This window comes from Peribacillus sp. YIM B13477 (assembly GCF_042787955.1).
Taxonomy (GTDB): Bacteria; Bacillota; Bacilli; order Bacillales; family DSM-1321; genus Peribacillus; species Peribacillus frigoritolerans.
Genome location: NZ_JBHZPD010000001.1, coordinates 475,323 through 493,984, shown reverse-complemented (window position 1 = coordinate 493,984; position 18,662 = coordinate 475,323). Strand labels below are relative to the sequence as shown.

16 protein-coding genes are annotated in these 18,662 nt (G+C 40.6%); 1 reads left to right on the top strand and 15 read right to left on the bottom strand.

Going from position 1 to position 18,662, the window contains the following annotated elements; translation table 11 throughout:
- Positions 1-85: 85 nt before the first annotated feature.
- The 10 genes from ACFX4H_RS02460 to ACFX4H_RS02415 form a co-directional block, all read right to left on the bottom strand.
- Positions 86-358, bottom strand: coding sequence for an HU family DNA-binding protein (locus tag ACFX4H_RS02460; protein WP_034308023.1), 273 nt, complete (start codon positions 356-358; stop codon positions 86-88).
- Positions 359-862: 504 nt separating this feature from the next.
- A complete protein-coding gene (spoIVA, locus tag ACFX4H_RS02455) occupies positions 863-2,341 on the bottom strand; it encodes a stage IV sporulation protein A (protein ID WP_034308024.1) in 1,479 nt (492 codons plus the stop codon).
- 233 nt (positions 2,342-2,574) lie between these two features.
- Positions 2,575-3,297: an LptM family lipoprotein gene (locus ACFX4H_RS02450; RefSeq protein ID WP_034308026.1), complete on the bottom strand. Its 723-nt coding sequence runs from the start codon at positions 3,295-3,297 to the stop codon at positions 2,575-2,577.
- 16 nt (positions 3,298-3,313) lie between these two features.
- Positions 3,314-3,511, bottom strand: a complete 198-nt coding sequence (locus ACFX4H_RS02445) for a DUF2768 domain-containing protein (protein WP_048681698.1) — start codon at positions 3,509-3,511, stop codon at positions 3,314-3,316.
- A 698-nt stretch (positions 3,512-4,209) separates the two neighbouring features.
- Positions 4,210-5,583, bottom strand: a complete 1,374-nt coding sequence (locus tag ACFX4H_RS02440; RefSeq protein WP_048681701.1) for a putrescine aminotransferase — start codon at positions 5,581-5,583, stop codon at positions 4,210-4,212.
- A gap of 303 nt (positions 5,584-5,886) precedes the next feature.
- Positions 5,887-7,992: a sigma 54-interacting transcriptional regulator gene (locus ACFX4H_RS02435; protein WP_034308030.1), complete on the bottom strand. Its 2,106-nt coding sequence runs from the start codon at positions 7,990-7,992 to the stop codon at positions 5,887-5,889.
- Positions 7,993-8,871: 879 nt separating this feature from the next.
- Complete coding sequence (locus ACFX4H_RS02430; protein WP_034308032.1) at positions 8,872-10,209, bottom strand: APC family permease; 1,338 nt, start codon at positions 10,207-10,209, stop codon at positions 8,872-8,874.
- A 378-nt stretch (positions 10,210-10,587) separates the two neighbouring features.
- Positions 10,588-11,640, bottom strand: coding sequence for an NAD(P)H-dependent glycerol-3-phosphate dehydrogenase (locus tag ACFX4H_RS02425; RefSeq protein WP_034308035.1), 1,053 nt, complete (start codon positions 11,638-11,640; stop codon positions 10,588-10,590).
- A gap of 16 nt (positions 11,641-11,656) precedes the next feature.
- Positions 11,657-12,967 (bottom strand): ribosome biogenesis GTPase Der, encoded by a 1,311-nt coding sequence (der, locus tag ACFX4H_RS02420; RefSeq protein ID WP_034308039.1) that lies wholly within the window; start codon positions 12,965-12,967, stop codon positions 11,657-11,659.
- A 497-nt stretch (positions 12,968-13,464) separates the two neighbouring features.
- Positions 13,465-14,085, bottom strand: a complete 621-nt coding sequence (locus ACFX4H_RS02415; RefSeq protein ID WP_241634445.1) for a YphA family membrane protein — start codon at positions 14,083-14,085, stop codon at positions 13,465-13,467.
- Between the two features lie 112 nt (positions 14,086-14,197).
- Here ACFX4H_RS02415 and ACFX4H_RS02410 point away from each other — a divergent pair, with 112 nt between their 5' ends.
- Positions 14,198-14,329: a YpzI family protein gene (locus ACFX4H_RS02410; RefSeq protein WP_065311210.1), complete on the top strand. Its 132-nt coding sequence runs from the start codon at positions 14,198-14,200 to the stop codon at positions 14,327-14,329.
- A 66-nt stretch (positions 14,330-14,395) separates the two neighbouring features.
- Here ACFX4H_RS02410 and fni read toward each other — a convergent pair whose 3' ends face one another.
- The 5 genes from fni to ACFX4H_RS02385 all read right to left on the bottom strand — a co-directional run bounded on the left by fni (position 14,396) and on the right by ACFX4H_RS02385 (position 18,457).
- The gene (fni, locus tag ACFX4H_RS02405) at positions 14,396-15,442 is read right to left on the bottom strand and encodes a type 2 isopentenyl-diphosphate Delta-isomerase (RefSeq protein ID WP_106026973.1); all 1,047 of its coding nucleotides are present in this window, start codon (positions 15,440-15,442) and stop codon (positions 14,396-14,398) included.
- A gap of 19 nt (positions 15,443-15,461) precedes the next feature.
- The gene (gene rpsA / locus ACFX4H_RS02400) at positions 15,462-16,601 is read right to left on the bottom strand and encodes a 30S ribosomal protein S1 (protein WP_053535602.1); all 1,140 of its coding nucleotides are present in this window, start codon (positions 16,599-16,601) and stop codon (positions 15,462-15,464) included.
- A 216-nt stretch (positions 16,602-16,817) separates the two neighbouring features.
- Complete coding sequence (locus tag ACFX4H_RS02395) at positions 16,818-17,405, bottom strand: lysophospholipid acyltransferase family protein (RefSeq protein ID WP_170956575.1); 588 nt, start codon at positions 17,403-17,405, stop codon at positions 16,818-16,820.
- The gene (gene cmk / locus ACFX4H_RS02390) at positions 17,402-18,076 is read right to left on the bottom strand and encodes a (d)CMP kinase (protein ID WP_034308047.1); all 675 of its coding nucleotides are present in this window, start codon (positions 18,074-18,076) and stop codon (positions 17,402-17,404) included. The genes ACFX4H_RS02395 and cmk overlap by 4 nt, the downstream gene beginning before the upstream one ends.
- Positions 18,077-18,271: 195 nt before the next feature.
- The gene (locus ACFX4H_RS02385; protein WP_034308049.1) at positions 18,272-18,457 is read right to left on the bottom strand and encodes a YpfB family protein; all 186 of its coding nucleotides are present in this window, start codon (positions 18,455-18,457) and stop codon (positions 18,272-18,274) included.
- Between the last annotated feature and the right edge of the window lie 205 nt (positions 18,458-18,662).

Below are 18,662 nucleotides of genomic sequence, written 5' to 3'. Positions count from 1 at the left end.
ATCACAGATGGAAATTAAGAAGCAAAAAAAGGACCGCGTTTTCACGCGGCCCTTTTCGGTTAAGCACCCGTATGTAATGGTAGAATTACTTCACTGCATCTTTCAGCGCTTTACCGGGTTTGAAAGCTGGCACTTTGCTAGCTGCAATTTCGATTTCGTCACCAGTTTGTGGGTTACGGCCTTTACGAGCCGCACGTTCACGAACTTCAAAGTTACCAAAACCGATCAATTGGACTTTATCACCGTTTTTTAGAGCTTCTAAGATTGTATCAAAAACAGCATCAACAGCTTTTGTAGCGTCTTTCTTAGAAATTTCAGTTGCTGTAACAACTTCATTAATTAATTCTGTTTTGTTCATGCCATTCACCTCCTCCCAAAAGGAATCTTTATAAAAAATCATTATTACAACACTATAATAGTGATTTGATATTAGGTTCGGTCAAAAAATTTTCATTCCCTGACAATCAAGGATTACCAAGCCGATTTAATTTCCAAATAATTCATTCAGAAATTTATAAATAGGTTGAAATCGCTGTTATAACGCGTTTTCTGTATGTAGATTATCACAAATCCTATAAGCTTAGCAAGGGAATTCAAAAAATAATGGGAATCTTTTCATTAATAATTGTATATATTATAAATTTTGTCTTTCGCTATTCATCATTTCCCTTTTTTATAGAAATTAAACTTATAATATTGCTGAAAATCGCTTAACCACAAGGTTTTTTCAAGATTATACTAAAGAACAGCAGATTAATTCAAATATTAGCGTTCATAAATGATATTTTTCTTTCGATCCTGCGGTTTCTTCCATGTAAAAAGACCAATCCATAAATGGAGTTGGTCCGGCCTTAAACGTTTTCTATAAGATGATGGCAATCAAACCGCCACTGCCCTCATTAATAATCCTCTCAAGTGTTTCTTTTAATTTATAGCGTGCATTGTCTGGCATCATCGCTAATTTCACCTGAATGCCTTCCCTTACGTAGGAACTTAGGCTTCTTCCAAAAATATCGGAGTTCCAAATGGAAAGTGGATTGTCTTCGAAATCCTGCATCAGATACCGTACTAATTCCTCACTTTGCTTTTCCGTACCGATGATTGGCGAGAATTCGGATTCGACATCGACCTTGATCATATGGATGGAAGGAGCTACAGCTTTTAGCCTGACACCGAACCTGGCTCCCTGGCGGATGATTTCCGGTTCATCAAGACTCATATCGTTAAGGGATGGGGCTGCGACACCATATCCAGTTTGTTTAACCATTCTCAACGCATCTGCCACCTGATCATATTCTGCTTTCGCATACGCAAAGTCCTGCATCAATGATAACAGATGATCCTTGCCCCGAATCTCCACACCGACAATTTCCTTCAGAATATCATCATATAGTTCATCCGGGGCGTATAGGTCTATTTCTGCAACCCCCTGCCCCATCTCAATGCCTGCAAGCGCTGCACGGTCAATGAACTCGAATTCATTGAAATGACCGACTACACGATCAACATCCCTCAGGCGCTTAATGTCCTTGACTGTCTCTTTAACCGCTTCCTGGTAACTTTCCCTTAACCAATGATCCTCACGCAGAACCATTACCCAGCTCGGGAGATTAACATTGACCTCGAGAACAGGAAATTCGTACAAGGCCTCGCGCAGTACGCTGTAAACATCCGATTCCCGCATTCCTTCGACACTCATGGCCAATACGGGGATATCATACTTTTCCTGCAAGGATTCCCTCAGTGCTACCGTATTCGGGTGGTGAGGCTGAACGGAATTGACAATCATGATAAATGGCTTGCCAACCTCCTTCAATTCTTCGACGACCCTTTCCTCGGCCTCTAAATAATCACTTCGCGGGATTTCTCCTATCGAACCATCCGTCGTAACGACCACGCCTAATGTGGAATGATCCTGAATTACTTTACGAGTACCGATCTCGGCAGCTTCATTGAACGGAATCGGCTCTTCATACCAAGGTGTGTGAATCATGCGGGGACCATTTTCATCCTCATACCCTTTTGCCCCGGGTATTGTATAACCGACACAATCGACTAAACGGATGTTCACGTCGAGACCTTCAGCTACTTGAATCGATGCTGCCTGGTTCGGTACGAATTTGGGTTCCGTCGTCATGATCGTCTTTCCGGCAGCACTTTGAGGCAATTCATCCTGTGCCCTGGCACGGTCCGCCTCAGACGGTATATTCGGAATGACGACTAGCTCCATGAATTTTTTAATAAATGTGGATTTTCCAGTCCTGACGGCACCGACCACCCCCAAGTATATATCGCCACCGGTCCGTTCAGCTATATCTTTAAAAATATCTACCTTTTCCAAGGTATCCCCTCCCGAATTAGAGTTTTGGGATTTCGTTTATCCATTTGCATTTATTTAGGACAATATATATCTATGATGTTGTCCTAAAAATTTATTCCATTTATTTCCCTGGTTCAATCCCTTCCTCCACCAGAAATTTTTATATAAGGGTTGTTATTTTAAAAGTAAGATGAAATAAAGATAAAAGAAATAACCCTTCCCCTACAATATATTTTGCAGAAGAAGGGTTATGCCTATTTTGTAAGAAATATTGGAGTATTTGTTTTTTCATCAATTGTATATGGTAACGAATAGGCAGGGACGAACTCCGAACTCTGCACCAGCAGTTCCCGGATATCTTCACCTTGCTTGATTTTCCCCTCATTCTTCTTCAATGCCTCAAGTAAATCCGGGGTATAATCAACAAAAATGCTGCCTTGACCATCGACTACAAGGTATAAATCTTTTTGTGAAAATGGACTCGTGACCGTCGGAGCTTCCTTCAGGCCCATCTTTTCATAATCAAGCGTGAAGACATTATCGGATAACCTTTCCTTAAACGGCGGGTATCCGTTGCTTTGCTGATAGGCAGTCAATCTCAAGGAAACATCCTGAATCTTCTGCGCCATCCTGACATCCAACAGCTTTACAGTCGGATCTTTTTCAACATTAACGAGGATGTATTGAAAGACACCCCCTGATTCAAAGGCATTGTCCGGCGGTTCAGCCATATACCTCGGCGAAATCTTAGAAAATTTTATGACATATTTTTGATAAATCGGTGTCCCTGCATCTTTAGTAACTATCGGCAGTATGCCGCCTTCATCCTTCTGAAATTGATCCACTGCACTTTGGACGGATTGTATTTGTTCTTTATAAGGCTGTTGGTTTTGCATTTTTTGCTTCTCCGGATATAAGCAGCCGGATAATGATACAGAGATGCATAATAAACATAATATTTTGAAAAAATTTCTCATCATTTCTCCTCACCTATCAAGTGGTTGGCCCGCTAAGAACAACGATAAGGATGATCAAGCCGGCCAGAATCATAAGTATGTATGCGATAATTGCTGTCAAGACTCTCCAAAAACCTTTTAATTTATAGCGGCTTAAGTAGATTAGAAATATAGAGATAACCATAAAGCCCATAGCTATAAAGGATATCCACATTTTTTGCAGAGCAGGTGTCATATCTTCATCACTCCTTTTTCCAGAAATTATTATAACATACCAAATTACGTTAAAGGAATTAAATTGTCCAATCTGTGTAATTCCCGTTTTCATTACTCGTTCTCGTGAAAAAAAATTCTGAGATCCAGTTATATAACGAGAAATATCTAATTATTCCCTCCTCCAAGCAACAAAAAAACAGCGCAATGACTGTTTCAGTTTATAAACAAACTCGATAATAATTGAGTTTGTCGACAGTTTTTTTAAGGTGTTTAAAATTTGACCGTTGATTGGAACGTAGGGGCACTCGCTTTACCCGGAAGGTCCGCCCTAGGCTCTATTAGCGCCTGTGGGGTCTCTCTTGGCCCCGCTTTCCAGCAGGAGTCTCGTATGTTCCGTTCCAGTCAACCTTGTGTTAACAGGAAGATAAGCTCTTATTTAAGGATGAATACTCGAGGTGGTGAGGATACCTTTGATCAGCTTGAAATGTATACTTAGACCACCTCTTGCAGATTAGTAAAATGTAGGTTGCCATTCATGTAAAGAAGATGGCCACCTGGACTTGACGAAGGGGAGAAATGGTCGAAATAATGACTTTGGAGAGTTCATCATTATCTAAAACTGCTACAAATTCAAAAAGGTTTCGGAATGATACCATTCCGAAACCTTTTTATCTACAGTCTGAATCAGCCCAAAGGCTGTTTTTCTGCTTTTTTTAATTAAGATTGAAGAGTCGGCAAGACTTCTTTAAACGCTTTAATTACTGTATCGACTTCATCCAGCTTAATAGTCAATGATGGCTCGATCCTGATTGTTTTGGAATTAATAAGCGTACCTGCCACCAAGATGCCTTTATCAAAAAGGGCTTTTGAGAATTCATAACCCACTTCATCTTTATGGAACTCAATACCGATCATTAATCCTTGGCCGCGGATTTCCAGCACCTTATCTTTGTGCTCAGCAGCCACTTCCCTTAACCCATTTAAGAAGTATTCTCCAACTTCCGCAGCACGCTGCGGTAAGTTTTCTTCCAAAAGTACGTCGATCGTAGCGATGGCCGCAGCACAAGCTAATGGATTTCCACCAAATGTCGTAGTATGCATGAATGGATTGTCGAACCAGCTTTTAAATACTTTCTCATTGGCTACAACAGCGCCGGCAGGCATTACACCGCCACCAAATGCTTTCGCTAAACAAATAATGTCCGGAACAACATCATATAGCTCAGAAGCGAACATTTTACCTGTCCGTCCCATTCCTGTTTGCACTTCATCCAAGATCAATAACGCATCATATTCGTCACACAATGCCCGAACCTGCTTTAAATAATCTTGCGGAGGAAGAATGACCCCTCCTTCACCTTGAATAGGCTCCAACAGCACAGCAGCAACATCTTCACCGACCAATGCGCAACTTTCAAACGTTTTTCTCATCATATCCACATCACCGAATGGTACATGACGCACACCTGGTACCAACGGGATGAACGGTTTTCTGAACATGCCCTTTGCCGTTGCCGATAGGGAGCCAAGGCTTTTGCCATGGAATGATTTTGTCGTGGAAATGATCGTGTATTTGTCACTGTACATTTTAGCCAGCTTAAGTGCAGCCTCCACGCTCTCGGTACCGCTGTTCGTAAAGAACGAATATTTTAGATCTCCCGGCGTGATTTCGGCAAGAATCTTGGCAAGCATTGCACGTAATGGATCAAGCAAGTCCTGGCTATGAAGGGCTTGTCTTTGTAACTGATCGGTTACTGCCTTTACTACTTTAGGGTTACGATGGCCAACATTATAAATACCAAAGCCACCTAAACAATCAATATATTTTTTTCCATTTACATCCGTAAAACAGGAATCTTGATCAGACCACTCCACCGAAGCGAATTGTGTGTCTTTAGTGACCGTCTTCCGGTATTCCAAAAACCCAGGGTTTACATGGTTACGGAAATTCTCGACCGTTTCTCTTGTTACCCACTGTGCATCTTCTTTTGAAATTTCTTTTTGCTCGATTAATTGAAGCACCTTTTTAATATAATCTTGAGTTGCTGATTGGTTAGCTTGAGTGTTTTTACTTTCTACGTTAATTGACATTTTATAATCTCCTTTTTTTATAGTTTTAGTTGATGGGTTAATTAAGTTTGCTTTTTTTATGAAACTTTGATGCTTACCTCCCTTTTTTCTTATACTTACTAATCAAGCAAGAACCATGCCAAGTTAATTAACCAATAAAAACGAATTTTTTAAAAAAAATAACTCTAAAACTATGCAAATATGCATATCGTTATTTCACTTTGCATAATCGAGTTTGGGAAATCATTGAAAAGCTTCGAAAATGCCTTCATAAAAATAAAAGCCGTTGACAAGTGATTTTCATCACTCGGCAACGGCTTTTAATCAAAATGCATCATTTTCGATTTTCTTACTTTGTTCAGCTAACACTTTTTGATACTTCCTGCTCACTGACGATTGACTTATCCCGAGCGCTTTAGCCGCTTTGGTCGTGGTTTTATACTGTTTCATGGCAAGCATGATCAATTGTTCTTCCACATGATCCTGCGCTTCCTGCAGCGGAAGGATTCTCGTAATGATGGGTTTCGTTTGTTTAAAGTCACTGCCCACAGGTATGAACCTTTGAATGAAGTCAGCATCGATCATCTCTTCATCTGCAGAAACAACCAATCTTTCAATCATGTTCTGCAACTCACGAATGTTTCCCGGCCAAGTATAGACTTCCAGTATATTTAATGCATCGGGGGAAAAGTGATAATTCCGCTGATACCTTTCATTCAGTTTTTGCAGGAAATGAAAGGCTAGCGGCGGTATATCCTCCGGCCTTTCCCTTAATGGGGGCACATGTATGGGTATGACGTTCAACCGATAGAATAAATCTTCCCGGAACGTGCCCATCTCGACCATTTTTTCCAGACTCTTATTCGTGGCCGCAACAATTTGAACATCAATGGAAATGGGTGTAGTGCTGCCAATCGGAATCACTTCCTGTTCCTGGAGTACCCGCAGCAGCTTGACTTGCAGATGTATGGGCATGTCACCAACTTCATCCAGGAATAAAACACCTTTATTAGCCTGCTGAAAGTATCCTACCTTCCCATTTTTATCCGCTCCTGTAAAGGAACCCTTCGTATAACCAAACAATTCACTTTCGAGAAGGTTTTCCGGAATCGCCCCACAATTTATCTTCAGGAAAGGCTGTTTAGATCGCCTGCCCATTTTATGAATGGCTTCAGCTATCACTTCTTTACCTACTCCCGACTCCCCATTGATTAATACAGTAGATGAAAAATGGGCGATTTTCTTGACTTGGCTGATTATCTGCTCCATTTTAGGACTTGCAAAAACCAACTCTTTATAAAATTGATCCTGTTTTTTGAAAGAGTCCAGTTCTTTCCTCATTTCATTTAATTCCGATTTCAATTGTGTCGTTTCCGTTATATCCCTTGATGCAATGACTATTCGATCTATTTCCCCTTTTTCATTGAACACAGGGGTGCCGACGGAAAGGACTTTCTTATTCATTTTCGTATCTTGGACAATCGATACTTTCTTTTTTTGTTCAAGGACTAACCGGGTTACCGAAGGATTAAAAATCCCTTCATCTTCTAATTGCAAGAGATTCTTCCCGATATAATCTTTTAAGTCCTTCCCCCAGAATCCCGAGATGATGCTGTCACTATAGCGCAGCAGCTCTCCTTTTTGATTGACTACAAGTATTTCATCATAGATATTCGCTAAAATGGCATTCAAATCTTTATTCGAGCTTTTTATCAACTCTATTTCCATGGCCATTTCCTCAACCATCGGTAAATCCTGAACGATGATGATCAGGCCTTCGACTTCTTTTTCATGGTTCAGAATCGGGCTATAGTCGACAAGCACACTCATGACATCAGTAATCTCCAACTGATTCAGAATACTGCTCCCGCTGGAAAACACGCTATGTATATGCTGCTTATTGAAGATGTTCGCAGCAGGTTCATTAAGGACTTGTTCAGAAGGTTTTTTTATCATCTTCAAGCCTGATTCATTGAAGTTCACGATATTCTTTTCTTTATCAGCCACAAATATCCCCATAGGAATGGAGGTTAATATAACATTTAGCAGGTCTAAATTTTGTTTGCTGTCCTGCTTGAATAATTCAGCTAATACATCTTCCCTTTTTACATAACCGGTTAGCAGGTCATCATCCGTTTTTATCAGTACGATAGGCTCACCGATAATTTGAAACAAATGCGGCAAGGAAATGTTAGGGTGCAATTTACAGACATTATCAATCGAAAAAGCATACTGTAAAAGCTGATCGACTGTCGTTATTTTTTCATTTAACGGGAGGTCATCCATGCGGATATACGCAAACACTTGATTTTCCTTCATAAGAAAGAAGAAAGGTTCCTGTATCTCATGAATATTTTGGTCTGAAAATGTAGGCTGATCAATTGTTATAGTTATGAATGGTCTAATTTTATCATCCGGAATAGATAACACAGTTTCACTCTCCTTTTGTAACCTAACCTATATTTTATCACAATTCCGAATTGCAAGATAAAAAATAAGAGGCACCATTACTCATATCCAGCATTTACCTTTACTCATCCCACGACAAAAGGGTCCTTTAACGGACCCTTTTGACCTAAAAACCTGATATGCAGCTTAGACTTATTTTATAAAGGACCGTCCACCTTATCTTATACATTCCAATCATGTTTGAATTTTGCTTATTCCTGTTTGTTATGATTCGTTGATGGCCGTCCTCTGCTAAGGCTTTTTATACAGATAGGACAGCTCCCTCCATACCGTCATTACGGCTTCATACCTGTTTGCAACACTATAAGGAGCCAAGGGTAAAATATATGATTCCAATGCTTCTGCCCACGTCACTATTCCTTATTCATCCCCCTACATATTTTCCCAGATAAATAAATATCATCAAAAGCAAGGCGACGAACATTAGTACAGCATTGCTTTCGCACCCATTTTCCCAACCATGACACGGAAACCGTCACAATAATCAGTAAATTAAATGCTTATGGAAAGGTCAGTACAGAAGGAAATTTATTAAAAGCAATATAATTGAAATGAATAATCAATCCATCAGTGTCGACTAACCTGCAAAAACAGGCATATGTATGATACCGAACCTGCCGAAGGAATGACTTCGCCAACATTACATAACCGTACGCCGGGAAAAGCATTCCCATGAAAGCTCCGGAGACCATACTAAGCGACATATTCTTGCCCTAAGCGCTGAATACATGTCGCTAACGCCATGAACGGAATAGACAACAAGCAATAGCATTAATGACCTCTTCATTTCTCATCAGGCATATAACATCCTCCCTCGTGTAATGAAACAGTAGAATAAATTCACTGTGCTTTTTCAAATTGGAATAGCGGGGGGGATTCCGTAAACCATTTTGTCCGATATAGAAGATAACCAATCCCAATTACCGCCCAGACTATTCCTAAAATCAAGGAACTCATCTCGAGATTAAGCCAAAGGATGAAGACCGAAGCAGCGCCTAAAACCGGGGACAGAATAGTTGAAAGAAAACCTTTAATCGTTCTGAAGCTTTTGTTTCTTATCGAATGGACGATTACACAAATATTCACGAAGGTAAAAGCGATTAATGCCCCAAAGTTTATGAGGGAAGTGGCCGTAACCAAATCAAGGAATAAGGCAACCAGTGATATCGACCCGACAAAAATGACATTAAAAAATGGCGTGTTGTACTTGGGGTGGACAAACCCAAATATTTTTTTCGGAATCATTTGGTCACGCCCCATGACATATAGCAACCTAGAAACACTAGCGTGAGATGCAAGACCGGAGGCAAGGGTACCGCATAAGGTTCCTGCAAGAAAGAATGCCTGAAATAACTTCCCGCCCACGAAAAGGGCAATTTCCGGAGAAGCTGCTTCAGGATCGCTAAAACGGGAAACATCCGGGAAAAATAACTGTGTAAAGAATGATGCAGTCACGAATAAAACCCCTCCGATCAGGGCAGTCAAAAAGATGGCCCGGGGGACCGTTTTGGATGGATTCGGTGTTTCTTCCGATAAAGTAGTGACTGCGTCAAACCCCAAAAAAGAAAAACAAAGGATTGTAGCACCAGTTATGAGCGTCGAGATTTCCATATGGGGTCCGATGAATGGCTGAACCGACAAGACCTCTCCAGTCCCTTCTCCACCCATGACTCCTTTAACGACAAGTGCCCCAAAAATGACGATGACCAACATTTGAAAAAAAACCAGGAAGCTATTAAAGTTGGCCGCAAAATTAACATTGAATAAGTTAATGACTGTCATTAAAAGGACAAATGCCACCACCCATATCCATGGGTATACTTCCGGAAAAAGAGCAGTTAAGTATATTTTAGTCAAAATGCCGTTCACCATCGGTAAAAATAAGTAGTCAAGTAACGAAGACCACCCGACGAGGAAGCCTAAATGCGGACTGATCGTTTTTTGTGTGTACGTATAGGATGAACCTGCCTGCGGATATATTTTAACCATTTTTCCATAACTGGCTGCTGTAAACAACATTGCCAAAAGAGCAATGATATAAGCGGTCGGTACATGCCCCCCGGTTTTTTCGGAAACTATCCCGAATGTATCAAAAACAACCATCGGCGTCATATATCCAACACCGAGCAATACGATATGCCACAAGTTTAAAGACCTTTTCAGATTACCTGTTTGCATGTATCATTCCCCTTCCTTTTATGCGAGAAAAGTTAAGACAAACTTTTCTAGCCTCCCTTATAAATTGTTTGGTCATATTACACTTCGCAATTTTCATACCAAAAAAAAAGAGTCGATTTTTAACAAAAAACAAGGAAATATGTAGAATGATTTATGCAAATTCGAATAATCTATTCAATTATTCATAAATAGAAGATTTTTTGCCCATAAAAAAAAGCAGAAGATATTTAGATATCTTCTGCTCATTTGACTAAATCCCCCGTGCCGAGGTCAAATTACTAGTTTACTTTCGTTGCATTGTATGCTGATACACGGCAAGGCGCATCATCAAATGCCTAATTTAATGAAATTCTTTTATGAAAATCAACAGATTGGAGATTAATCCTGCTGCCTGCTATCCAATATGTTAAAAAGTTCTTCCATCTCATTCGTTTTTGAACGATTCATCAAAAGGTCAACTGCCTTTTTCACTTCTTCCCCATTGAATAAAACATCGTACAGGGCTTCGGTGATCGGCATATTCACTTCGTACTTTTGGGCTAGTTGATAGGCGGCTTTAGTGGTTCTGACACCTTCAACGACCATCCCCATGTTTTCCAAAACTTCTTCAAGCTTTTGCCCTTTACCAAGCATATTCCCAGCTCTCCAATTACGGGAATGAACGCTTGTACAAGTGACGATCAAGTCGCCAATCCCAGCTAAGCCTGAAAACGTTAGTGGGTTAGCCCCCATGGCCACCCCTAGACGGGATATTTCAGCCAACCCTCGAGTCATTAATGCAGCCTTGGCATTATCCCCATAGCCTAAACCATCCGTGATGCCGGCAGCCAAAGCGATGATGTTCTTTAAAGCCCCTCCGATTTCAACACCAATCAAGTCCGGATTCGTATATACACGGAAATTATTATTGATAAAAATGTCCTGAACCCTTTCGGCAGCTTTCATATTCTTTGAAGAAACGGCAACTGTTGTCGGGTGACGTAAACTGACTTCTTCTGCATGGCTCGGTCCTGAAAGAACCACTATATCCTTAAGCCATTCTGACGAAGAGACTTCTTCAATCATTTCCGATATACGAAGCAGGGAATCAGGTTCAATTCCCTTACTCACATGAACGATTGTCAACGGTTTATCATGAGCCTCTTCAATCTGACCAAGCACTTCCCGATAGGCTTTTGTCGGAACAGCCAAGATTATTATTTCAATCCCGGCCAATGCTTCCTTAATGGAAGAATAACCTTTAATCCCCAAAGGCAATTCAATCCCAGGCAAGTATTTTTCATTCGTATGATTTTGATTGATTTCATCGATTTGTTTCTGGTTATGTCCCCATAATCTCACTTCATGCTGGTTATCAGCGATTACAAGCGCTAGAGCAGTCCCCCAGCTCCCAGCTCCAATCACTGCGATACTTTCTTTTTCTTTTACCACGGTATAACCACCTTTACTATTTTCTCTGGCGTCCAAAAATTCGTATTGGTGTTCCTTCAAAACCAAAGGCATCCCTAATTCGATTTTCTAAAAATCTCTCATATGAGAAATGCAATAACTCAGGATCGTTAACGAATACGACGAAAGTTGGCGGCTTGATTGCTACCTGTGTCGTATAGTAAATTTTCAAACGGTTGCCATTATGAGTCGGTGTCGGATTCATTGCCACGGCATCCATTACCACTTCATTCAATACATTTGTCTGAACCCGGATAGCATGATTCTCACTAGCCTGATCAATGACCGGTATTAAGGTATGTGTCCGTTTTTTCGTTAAGGCAGAAAGATAAATGATTGGCGCATAATCCAAGAACAGGAAATGAGCACGGATCTTTTCTTCAAAATCCTTCATCGTTTTTTCATCTTTCTCGATGGCATCCCACTTATTGACGACGATGATGACCGCCCTACCCGCTTCATGGGCATATCCCGCAATTTTCTTATCCTGCTCACGAATTCCTTCTTCAGCGTTCAGGACTACAAGAACAACGTCTGAACGTTCAATTGCCCTTAATGCACGAAGTACGCTATATTTTTCCGTACTTTCATACACCTTGCCTTTTTTCCGCATCCCTGCTGTATCAATAATGACATACTCTTTACCATTATACTTATACGGAGAGTCAATCGCGTCACGAGTCGTACCTTCAATATCACTGACAATGACGCGTTCTTCACCTAACAATGCATTGACCAGAGAAGATTTACCTACGTTCGGTCTTCCAATCAAACTGAATTTAATGACATCATCAGCATAATCCGGGCCGTCAAATTTAGGGAAATGTTTAGCCGCTTCATCCAGAAGGTCACCAAGACCAAGTCCATGAGACCCGGAGATCGGGAATGGATCGCCAAAACCTAACGCATAGAAATCATAAATTTGATCTTTCATTTCTGGGTTATCGACTTTATTTACTGCAAGGACAACCGGCTTTCTTGATTTATAGAGTATCTTTGCGACCTCTTCATCAGCAGCCGTTACACCTTCACGACCATTCGTCATAAAAATTATCACATCAGCTTCGTCAATGGCAATTTCAGCCTGTTGGCGAATTTGTTCTAGGAACGGCTCGTCACCGATATCAATTCCACCTGTATCAATAATGTTGAAATCATGTGTCAACCATTCACCCGAACTATAAATCCTGTCCCGGGTCACTCCTGGAACGTCTTCAACAATCGAAACCCGTTCTCCAACTATTCTATTAAAGATTGTCGATTTTCCCACGTTCGGACGACCGACTATCGCAATTACCGGTTTTGGCATTGCTATTCACCCTTTCTGCTACTATATCTCTGTCAAAGTCACGAAATTCATGAATGCATTTATTACGGTTGCTTTGCATTATTGATTTTCATAATTTCCTTTTAAAGGAAAAGGTTGTATTCATCATCATTTAAAGGAATCTTTCATCAGTAAGAATAATCCCAACTGATGTTCAGTTAAACTCATCAGGTATTCACGGGCGGTTTGTCCACTTGACGCCCCGGTTCCTTAGGTGACATGAAGCTGAACCCTCTGCATGCTAAAACTTGATTCTAAACAGCCCAAAAAAATGAAGAAAGCTTCGGCATACGGCTTCCTTTTTAATTGTTTAGAGCATTTTACGATTTATCTACAGACCTCTAACTATCCTATAGTAACAAATTTCTCGCCAATCAACAATGATTGTATGAATAAAAGCCTTCCAATTCCAATTGGTTCCATTTATATTTCTGCCTTTTGATAAAACAGCTAATACCCCATATTAATTTTCTCCATACTCATTGATTAAAATTCTCTTTTCCTTGTTTTGATAAAAATCTCGAATGGGAAATTGTATAAATGTATTGGCCAACCAGTTCCAACATTCTCCACAGTATGTTTGCTCCCAATACCAGCACGGCATTATCATGCCATGCGTAAGCAAGGGCCACATAAGGTAAAGAGTGGTAAGCAAGTAATCCGGAATATATGATATCTCCCAGCAGCATCCCAATTAAAAGGACGAACAATCGATGTTTCCAATTTTTAAAAAGTAATAATATAAGATAATTCAGGAAAATACACAAAAGATAAGAGGGTTTCATTATAAGCCATATCGGATCAAGTAAAGAAAAAAGTTGAAAACTCGCATAAGCAAGAGTGATAATAAGACTTCCGCTGATCAGTTCCATCATCTTGATGATTGATTTCTTCCTAATATACACACACAGAATAAAGAAAAGATACGGTCCGCTCAAATGCACGGAAACCAACGGAGCCTCCAGTTTAAAGCCCGCTAATACCATTACGGCTAATAGATGAAAAAGAAAATCAAAACGAAAGGGAACCGTTTTCGGAATAAAATACATGACAATGACCCAAACTATCCATGAAATCCAATAAAATATAATCCCATCCATGCAGCGTCCCACCTTTTAGGAACATTATGGGTTGTTTATTAAAAGTATAAACGTTAAGCACGGCATTTAATGAGGAAACGTTACCCCATTCATTTAAAAAGGAGGTGTGAACATGGGAAAAGATCGACAAGAGAAGAAATTAAGAGAAAGTAAACGGGTGGAGTCCGACAGGGACCAATCACTGGGTCATAAAGGGGCAACAAGAATGGAAAGCCCAGAAGAGGCACGAAAAAGGAATAGTTAAGTCTATCCATGAACAAAAAGGAAGCATCTCAATCGTTTCAATGAGATGCTTCCTTTTTGTGGTCATTCATTTAGCATACGCGGAACAATCAATGCCTCTTTGAGATAACCAATGATAGGTATTTCCTTTGATGACTAATTTCGATTTTCTTAGCTCTGAGATATTACCGCATCCGAGTGCTGTCATGATGACCTTTAAATCTTCATGTATGTAATGTATTTCTTTAATTAAATGCTCCAAGCCCAACTCTTTATAGAGCTTGAGGAAATGTCCAGCCAATCCGACACCTTTCGCTCCTAGCGCCAGGCTTTTTGTAATTTCCAAAGGGCTTTGAATGCCACCCGACCCAATGACTGAAAGCTGCGGTGAAACATTCACTGCTTCGACAATCGAAGCGGCTGTCGGTATGCCCCATTCATTAAAATATCCGAGTATTTTTGCTCGTCTTTCATTCTCGATTTTAGCAAAATTCGTTCCGCCAAACCCGCCTACATCAATGATTGAAACACCTACGGAATGTAATTGCCGCACCGTTTCCATACTCATCCCAAATCCAACTTCTTTTACGATGACAGGAATTCCGATCGTTTTATTGATTTTTTCTATTCTCGAAAGGGTACCCGCAAAATCCCTGTCCCCTTCAGGCATCGTCAATTCTTGGATGACGTTAATATGTATTTGAAGGGCATCGGCCCCGATCATTTCGCTTGCCCGCTTAGCCTGTTCGACTGTTGCTTCACCACCGAGATTACCAATCAACACACCATCAGGATTTTCCTTCCTTACAACTTTGAAAGAAGCTTGCTGGCTAGGATCCTTGATGGCTGCCATTTGCGATCCTACCGCCATGGCGATTCCCGTTTCCCTTGCAGCAATGGCTAGGTCACCATTCAATTTTTCCGTTTCAGGGCCTCCGCCTCCGGTCATGGCATTTATAAAAATTGGCGAACTTAATTCAAGTTCGCCAACTTCTGCTGTGAGGTTTACATTATTCAAGGAAATACCTGGTAAGCTTTGGTGAATAAACGAAATATCTTCCAGTCCGGTTTGATGCTGCTGTCCTGTCTTAAGCGCAAATTCTATATGATCTAATTTTCGTTGTTTTCTCTCCAAGGCCATCACCATTATTATCTTATTTTAGTTTTTTCAATTGATCACCGATCATTTCACCTAACTGAAAACCCTTCGATTCTTCAGGCATCTCATAATCTGATGTGTTGTAATTGGATTGGGGTTCTTCAAGTTCCTTTATGCTCAATGATAAACGCTGATCCGTTTCATTGACTTCCAGCACTTTCACTTCGACAGACTGGCCTTCTTTAAGTACTTCTTGCGGTGTGGCAATATGCTTGTGTGAAATTTGTGATATATGGACAAGCCCTTCTACGCCTGGAAAAATTTCCACGAATGCACCAAAAGAAACAAGGCGTTTGACGATACCTTCCAGTGTAGAGCCTTTGGCAGCTTTTTCTGCTATTCCTGCCCAAGGTCCAGGAAGGGTATCCTTGATGGAAAGTGAAATCCTTTCATTATCACGATCGATGGATAGCACTTTCACCTGCACCTTATCCCCTTCGGACACGACATCGGATGCCTTGTCGACATGCTGATGGGAAAGCTGGGAAATGTGGACAAGGCCGTCTACGCCACCAATATCCACGAACGCACCAAAATCGGTAATCCTTTGGACCACACCCTCAAGCACTTGCCCGCTTTCAATCTTATCCAAGACGTTTGCTTTTTGCTTTTCCTTTTGGTCCTGGACCACTGCCCGATGTGAGAGGATTAAGCGATTTTTGTCTTTCTCAAGTTCAACGATCTTGAATGTTAAAGTTTTGTTTTTGTAATCAGAAAAGTCTTCAACGAAATAGTCTTCTACTAGAGAAGCTGGAACAAAACCACGTACGCCTAGATCTACGACAAGCCCGCCTTTGACGACATCTTTAACTTCAGCCTCAAATACGTCTCCATTTTCAAATTTCAATTCCAGGTCATCCCATGCCTTAAGAGCGTCAATTTTACGTTTTGATAGAATGAGAGCTTCTTCTTCGACTTTAATGACTTCCAGCTCCAATGCATCACCTTCCGAAACGGCATCTGACGCCTTTTCGACATGCAGGCTTGAAAGCTCACTGATAGGTATGATTCCATCAGTCTTGCTGTTTTCCACATCGACAATGACCTGTTTTTCTTCTACCTTTGAAACGGTTGCTTTAACTTGATCCCCAACTTTGTAATTGTTCACTTCTACTTGGTTCATATCTTCTGTCATTACTAACTCCTCCTTAACCCATGACTGATCAGCAAATTTCCTCTTCATCGGCCACATATTTTATTTAAAGTGGTTCAATAAAAACACTTTCCTAATAAAGATAAAAACAGTTTTTTTTAGAGTAATAAAGTTATAATTCCTTTTCATCGGCAATAAGGAACAATACCCTTATTTTATAAATTCTAACAAAATCAGAAAATTGTCAAGTATGAAGGACTATTTATGCTCGGAAATCAATTTCCCAATATGCTCCATGATGATCTTGGTGGCTTCATCGGCTGATATTTTCTGTTCACGATATTCGGTAAAATTTATTGGAGGACCGTAAACGACCTTCAATGGACGTAAAAATTTATATGGGCCGATGATTGCACACGGTATGATAACGGCATCAGACCGCAACGCAAAAAATCCGGCCCCCGCCAAACCTTCTCCCAATTGACCAGTCTTGCTTCTGGTTCCCTCGGGAAACAGACCAATCGCCTTGCCCTCCTTCAAAAGCTTTAAGCCTTTCCTAAGGGATTCCCGATCGCTATTGCCGCGTTTCACGGGAAATGCATTTACTCTTGGTAATATACCCTTTAAAACAGGTGCATGAAACAACTCTTCTTTCGCCATGAAATGAATATCCCTTGGAGACGTCATGCCAACTACTGGCGGATCCAAATTATCAATGTGATTGGCACAGATCAATACCCCGCCCTCTTTAGGGATATGTTCCTTTCCGAGTGCTTTAACCCTAAACGAAGGCGTTAAAACGCCTTTTACGATGTTCTTGGCAAATGTGTAAAAATCCAATGTCATCTTTTCCTCTCTTCTATTAAAGACATGATACTTTCTGCAACTTCCTGAATCGATAATGAGGTCGTATCGATTTCGATAGCATCCGCTGCCTTTTTCAATGGCGATACCTCGCGTTCGGAGTCCAGCTTGTCCCTTGTTGCGATTTCTTCCCTTAATTTTTCGATATCTGATGGAAAACCTTTCAATATATTTTCCTGATGCCTCCGCTGTGCCCTTTCATCCACAGAAGCGATTAGAAATACCTTTACTTCGGCGTTTGGTAACACATGCGTACCGATGTCCCTGCCATCCATGACGACACCGCCATTTTCACCTAAGATTTGCTGCCTGCGAACCAATTCCTCCCGGATGCTCCGGTGCTTGGCCACTTCCGAAACGGAACCAGTCACTTCATTGTTCCTGATTTGGGCTGTCACGTCCTCGTTATCCAAGAAAACCAACTGCCCATTTTCACTTGGTCTTAATTCGATTTCCGTATTGATGAGAACTTCTGATAATGCTTGTTCATCACCAAGAAGTATCTTTTGATTAAGGGCCTTATAGGTAATGGCCCTATACATTGCCCCTGTATCCACATATATGTAATTGAACTTTTCTGCAACAATTTTAGCAACCGTGCTTTTTCCAGCAGCAGCTGGTCCATCGATTGCGACTGATAATTTTTTTTTCATAAATCCTCCCAAGAATCCTACAATCATGCTGATTATTTAGTACCTTTTCATTTTATCACAACTAGCGGGAAAATCATTAATAAAAGGGATGTGTACGTTTAAAATCACCTTTGTTCTTTTTTTGATCCCAACAGCCATCAAAAGTTATCCTTTTACTGAATATCTTCTTACAAAAAAAAGCGGGTATCTCCGCTTTTACTTATGGGGCCCATTGAATGTTTCAATGATTTTCGTATAATTATTGCTGGTGACACCTTCATACCTCGAGAGCTTGGTCAAATCAAAGATTTGATCCTCCCTGCTCAAAAGGAATTGGAAAAAAAATAAGCAGGCCAATTGGATGATGATCACTTTAATTAATAGTCTTTCAAATGTTTTCATATAAGCCGCCGCACCCTCCATCCGTTTATATTAGCAGTATGGATGGAATCGCTGTTTTTCATTCAATCAAGTTAAACATGCAAACCTTTTTTCTTTAAATCCACCCGCTTTTCAAATATAAACCTCATTAATGTCTGAATATCATTTTTTGAAGGTTCAAGAAATTGGACGTGCAGCAGCATATTTCCATGCTCTTTTCCGTTAC

What these genes read in the sequence shown, in the direction of transcription:
- ACFX4H_RS02460 (WP_034308023.1), bottom strand. Translation starts at nt 358, where the DNA reads ATGAACAAAACAGAATTAATTAATGAAGTTGTTACAGCAACTGAAATT.
- ACFX4H_RS02450 (WP_034308026.1), bottom strand. Translation starts at nt 3,297, where the DNA reads ATGAGAAATTTTTTCAAAATATTATGTTTATTATGCATCTCTGTATCA.
- ACFX4H_RS02445 (WP_048681698.1), bottom strand. Translation starts at nt 3,511, where the DNA reads ATGACACCTGCTCTGCAAAAAATGTGGATATCCTTTATAGCTATGGGC.
- ACFX4H_RS02440 (WP_048681701.1), bottom strand. Translation starts at nt 5,583, where the DNA reads ATGTCAATTAACGTAGAAAGTAAAAACACTCAAGCTAACCAATCAGCA.
- ACFX4H_RS02430 (WP_034308032.1), bottom strand. Translation starts at nt 10,209, where the DNA reads ATGCAAACAGGTAATCTGAAAAGGTCTTTAAACTTGTGGCATATCGTA.
- der (WP_034308039.1), bottom strand. Translation starts at nt 12,967, where the DNA reads ATGCCAAAACCGGTAATTGCGATAGTCGGTCGTCCGAACGTGGGAAAA.
- ACFX4H_RS02415 (WP_241634445.1), bottom strand. Translation starts at nt 14,085, where the DNA reads ATGGATGGGATTATATTTTATTGGATTTCATGGATAGTTTGGGTCATT.
- ACFX4H_RS02410 (WP_065311210.1), top strand. Translation starts at nt 14,198, where the DNA reads ATGGGAAAAGATCGACAAGAGAAGAAATTAAGAGAAAGTAAACGGGTG.
- rpsA (WP_053535602.1), bottom strand. Translation starts at nt 16,601, where the DNA reads ATGACAGAAGATATGAACCAAGTAGAAGTGAACAATTACAAAGTTGGG.
- ACFX4H_RS02395 (WP_170956575.1), bottom strand. Translation starts at nt 17,405, where the DNA reads ATGACATTGGATTTTTACACATTTGCCAAGAACATCGTAAAAGGCGTT.
- cmk (WP_034308047.1), bottom strand. Translation starts at nt 18,076, where the DNA reads ATGAAAAAAAAATTATCAGTCGCAATCGATGGACCAGCTGCTGCTGGA.
- ACFX4H_RS02385 (WP_034308049.1), bottom strand. Translation starts at nt 18,457, where the DNA reads ATGAAAACATTTGAAAGACTATTAATTAAAGTGATCATCATCCAATTG.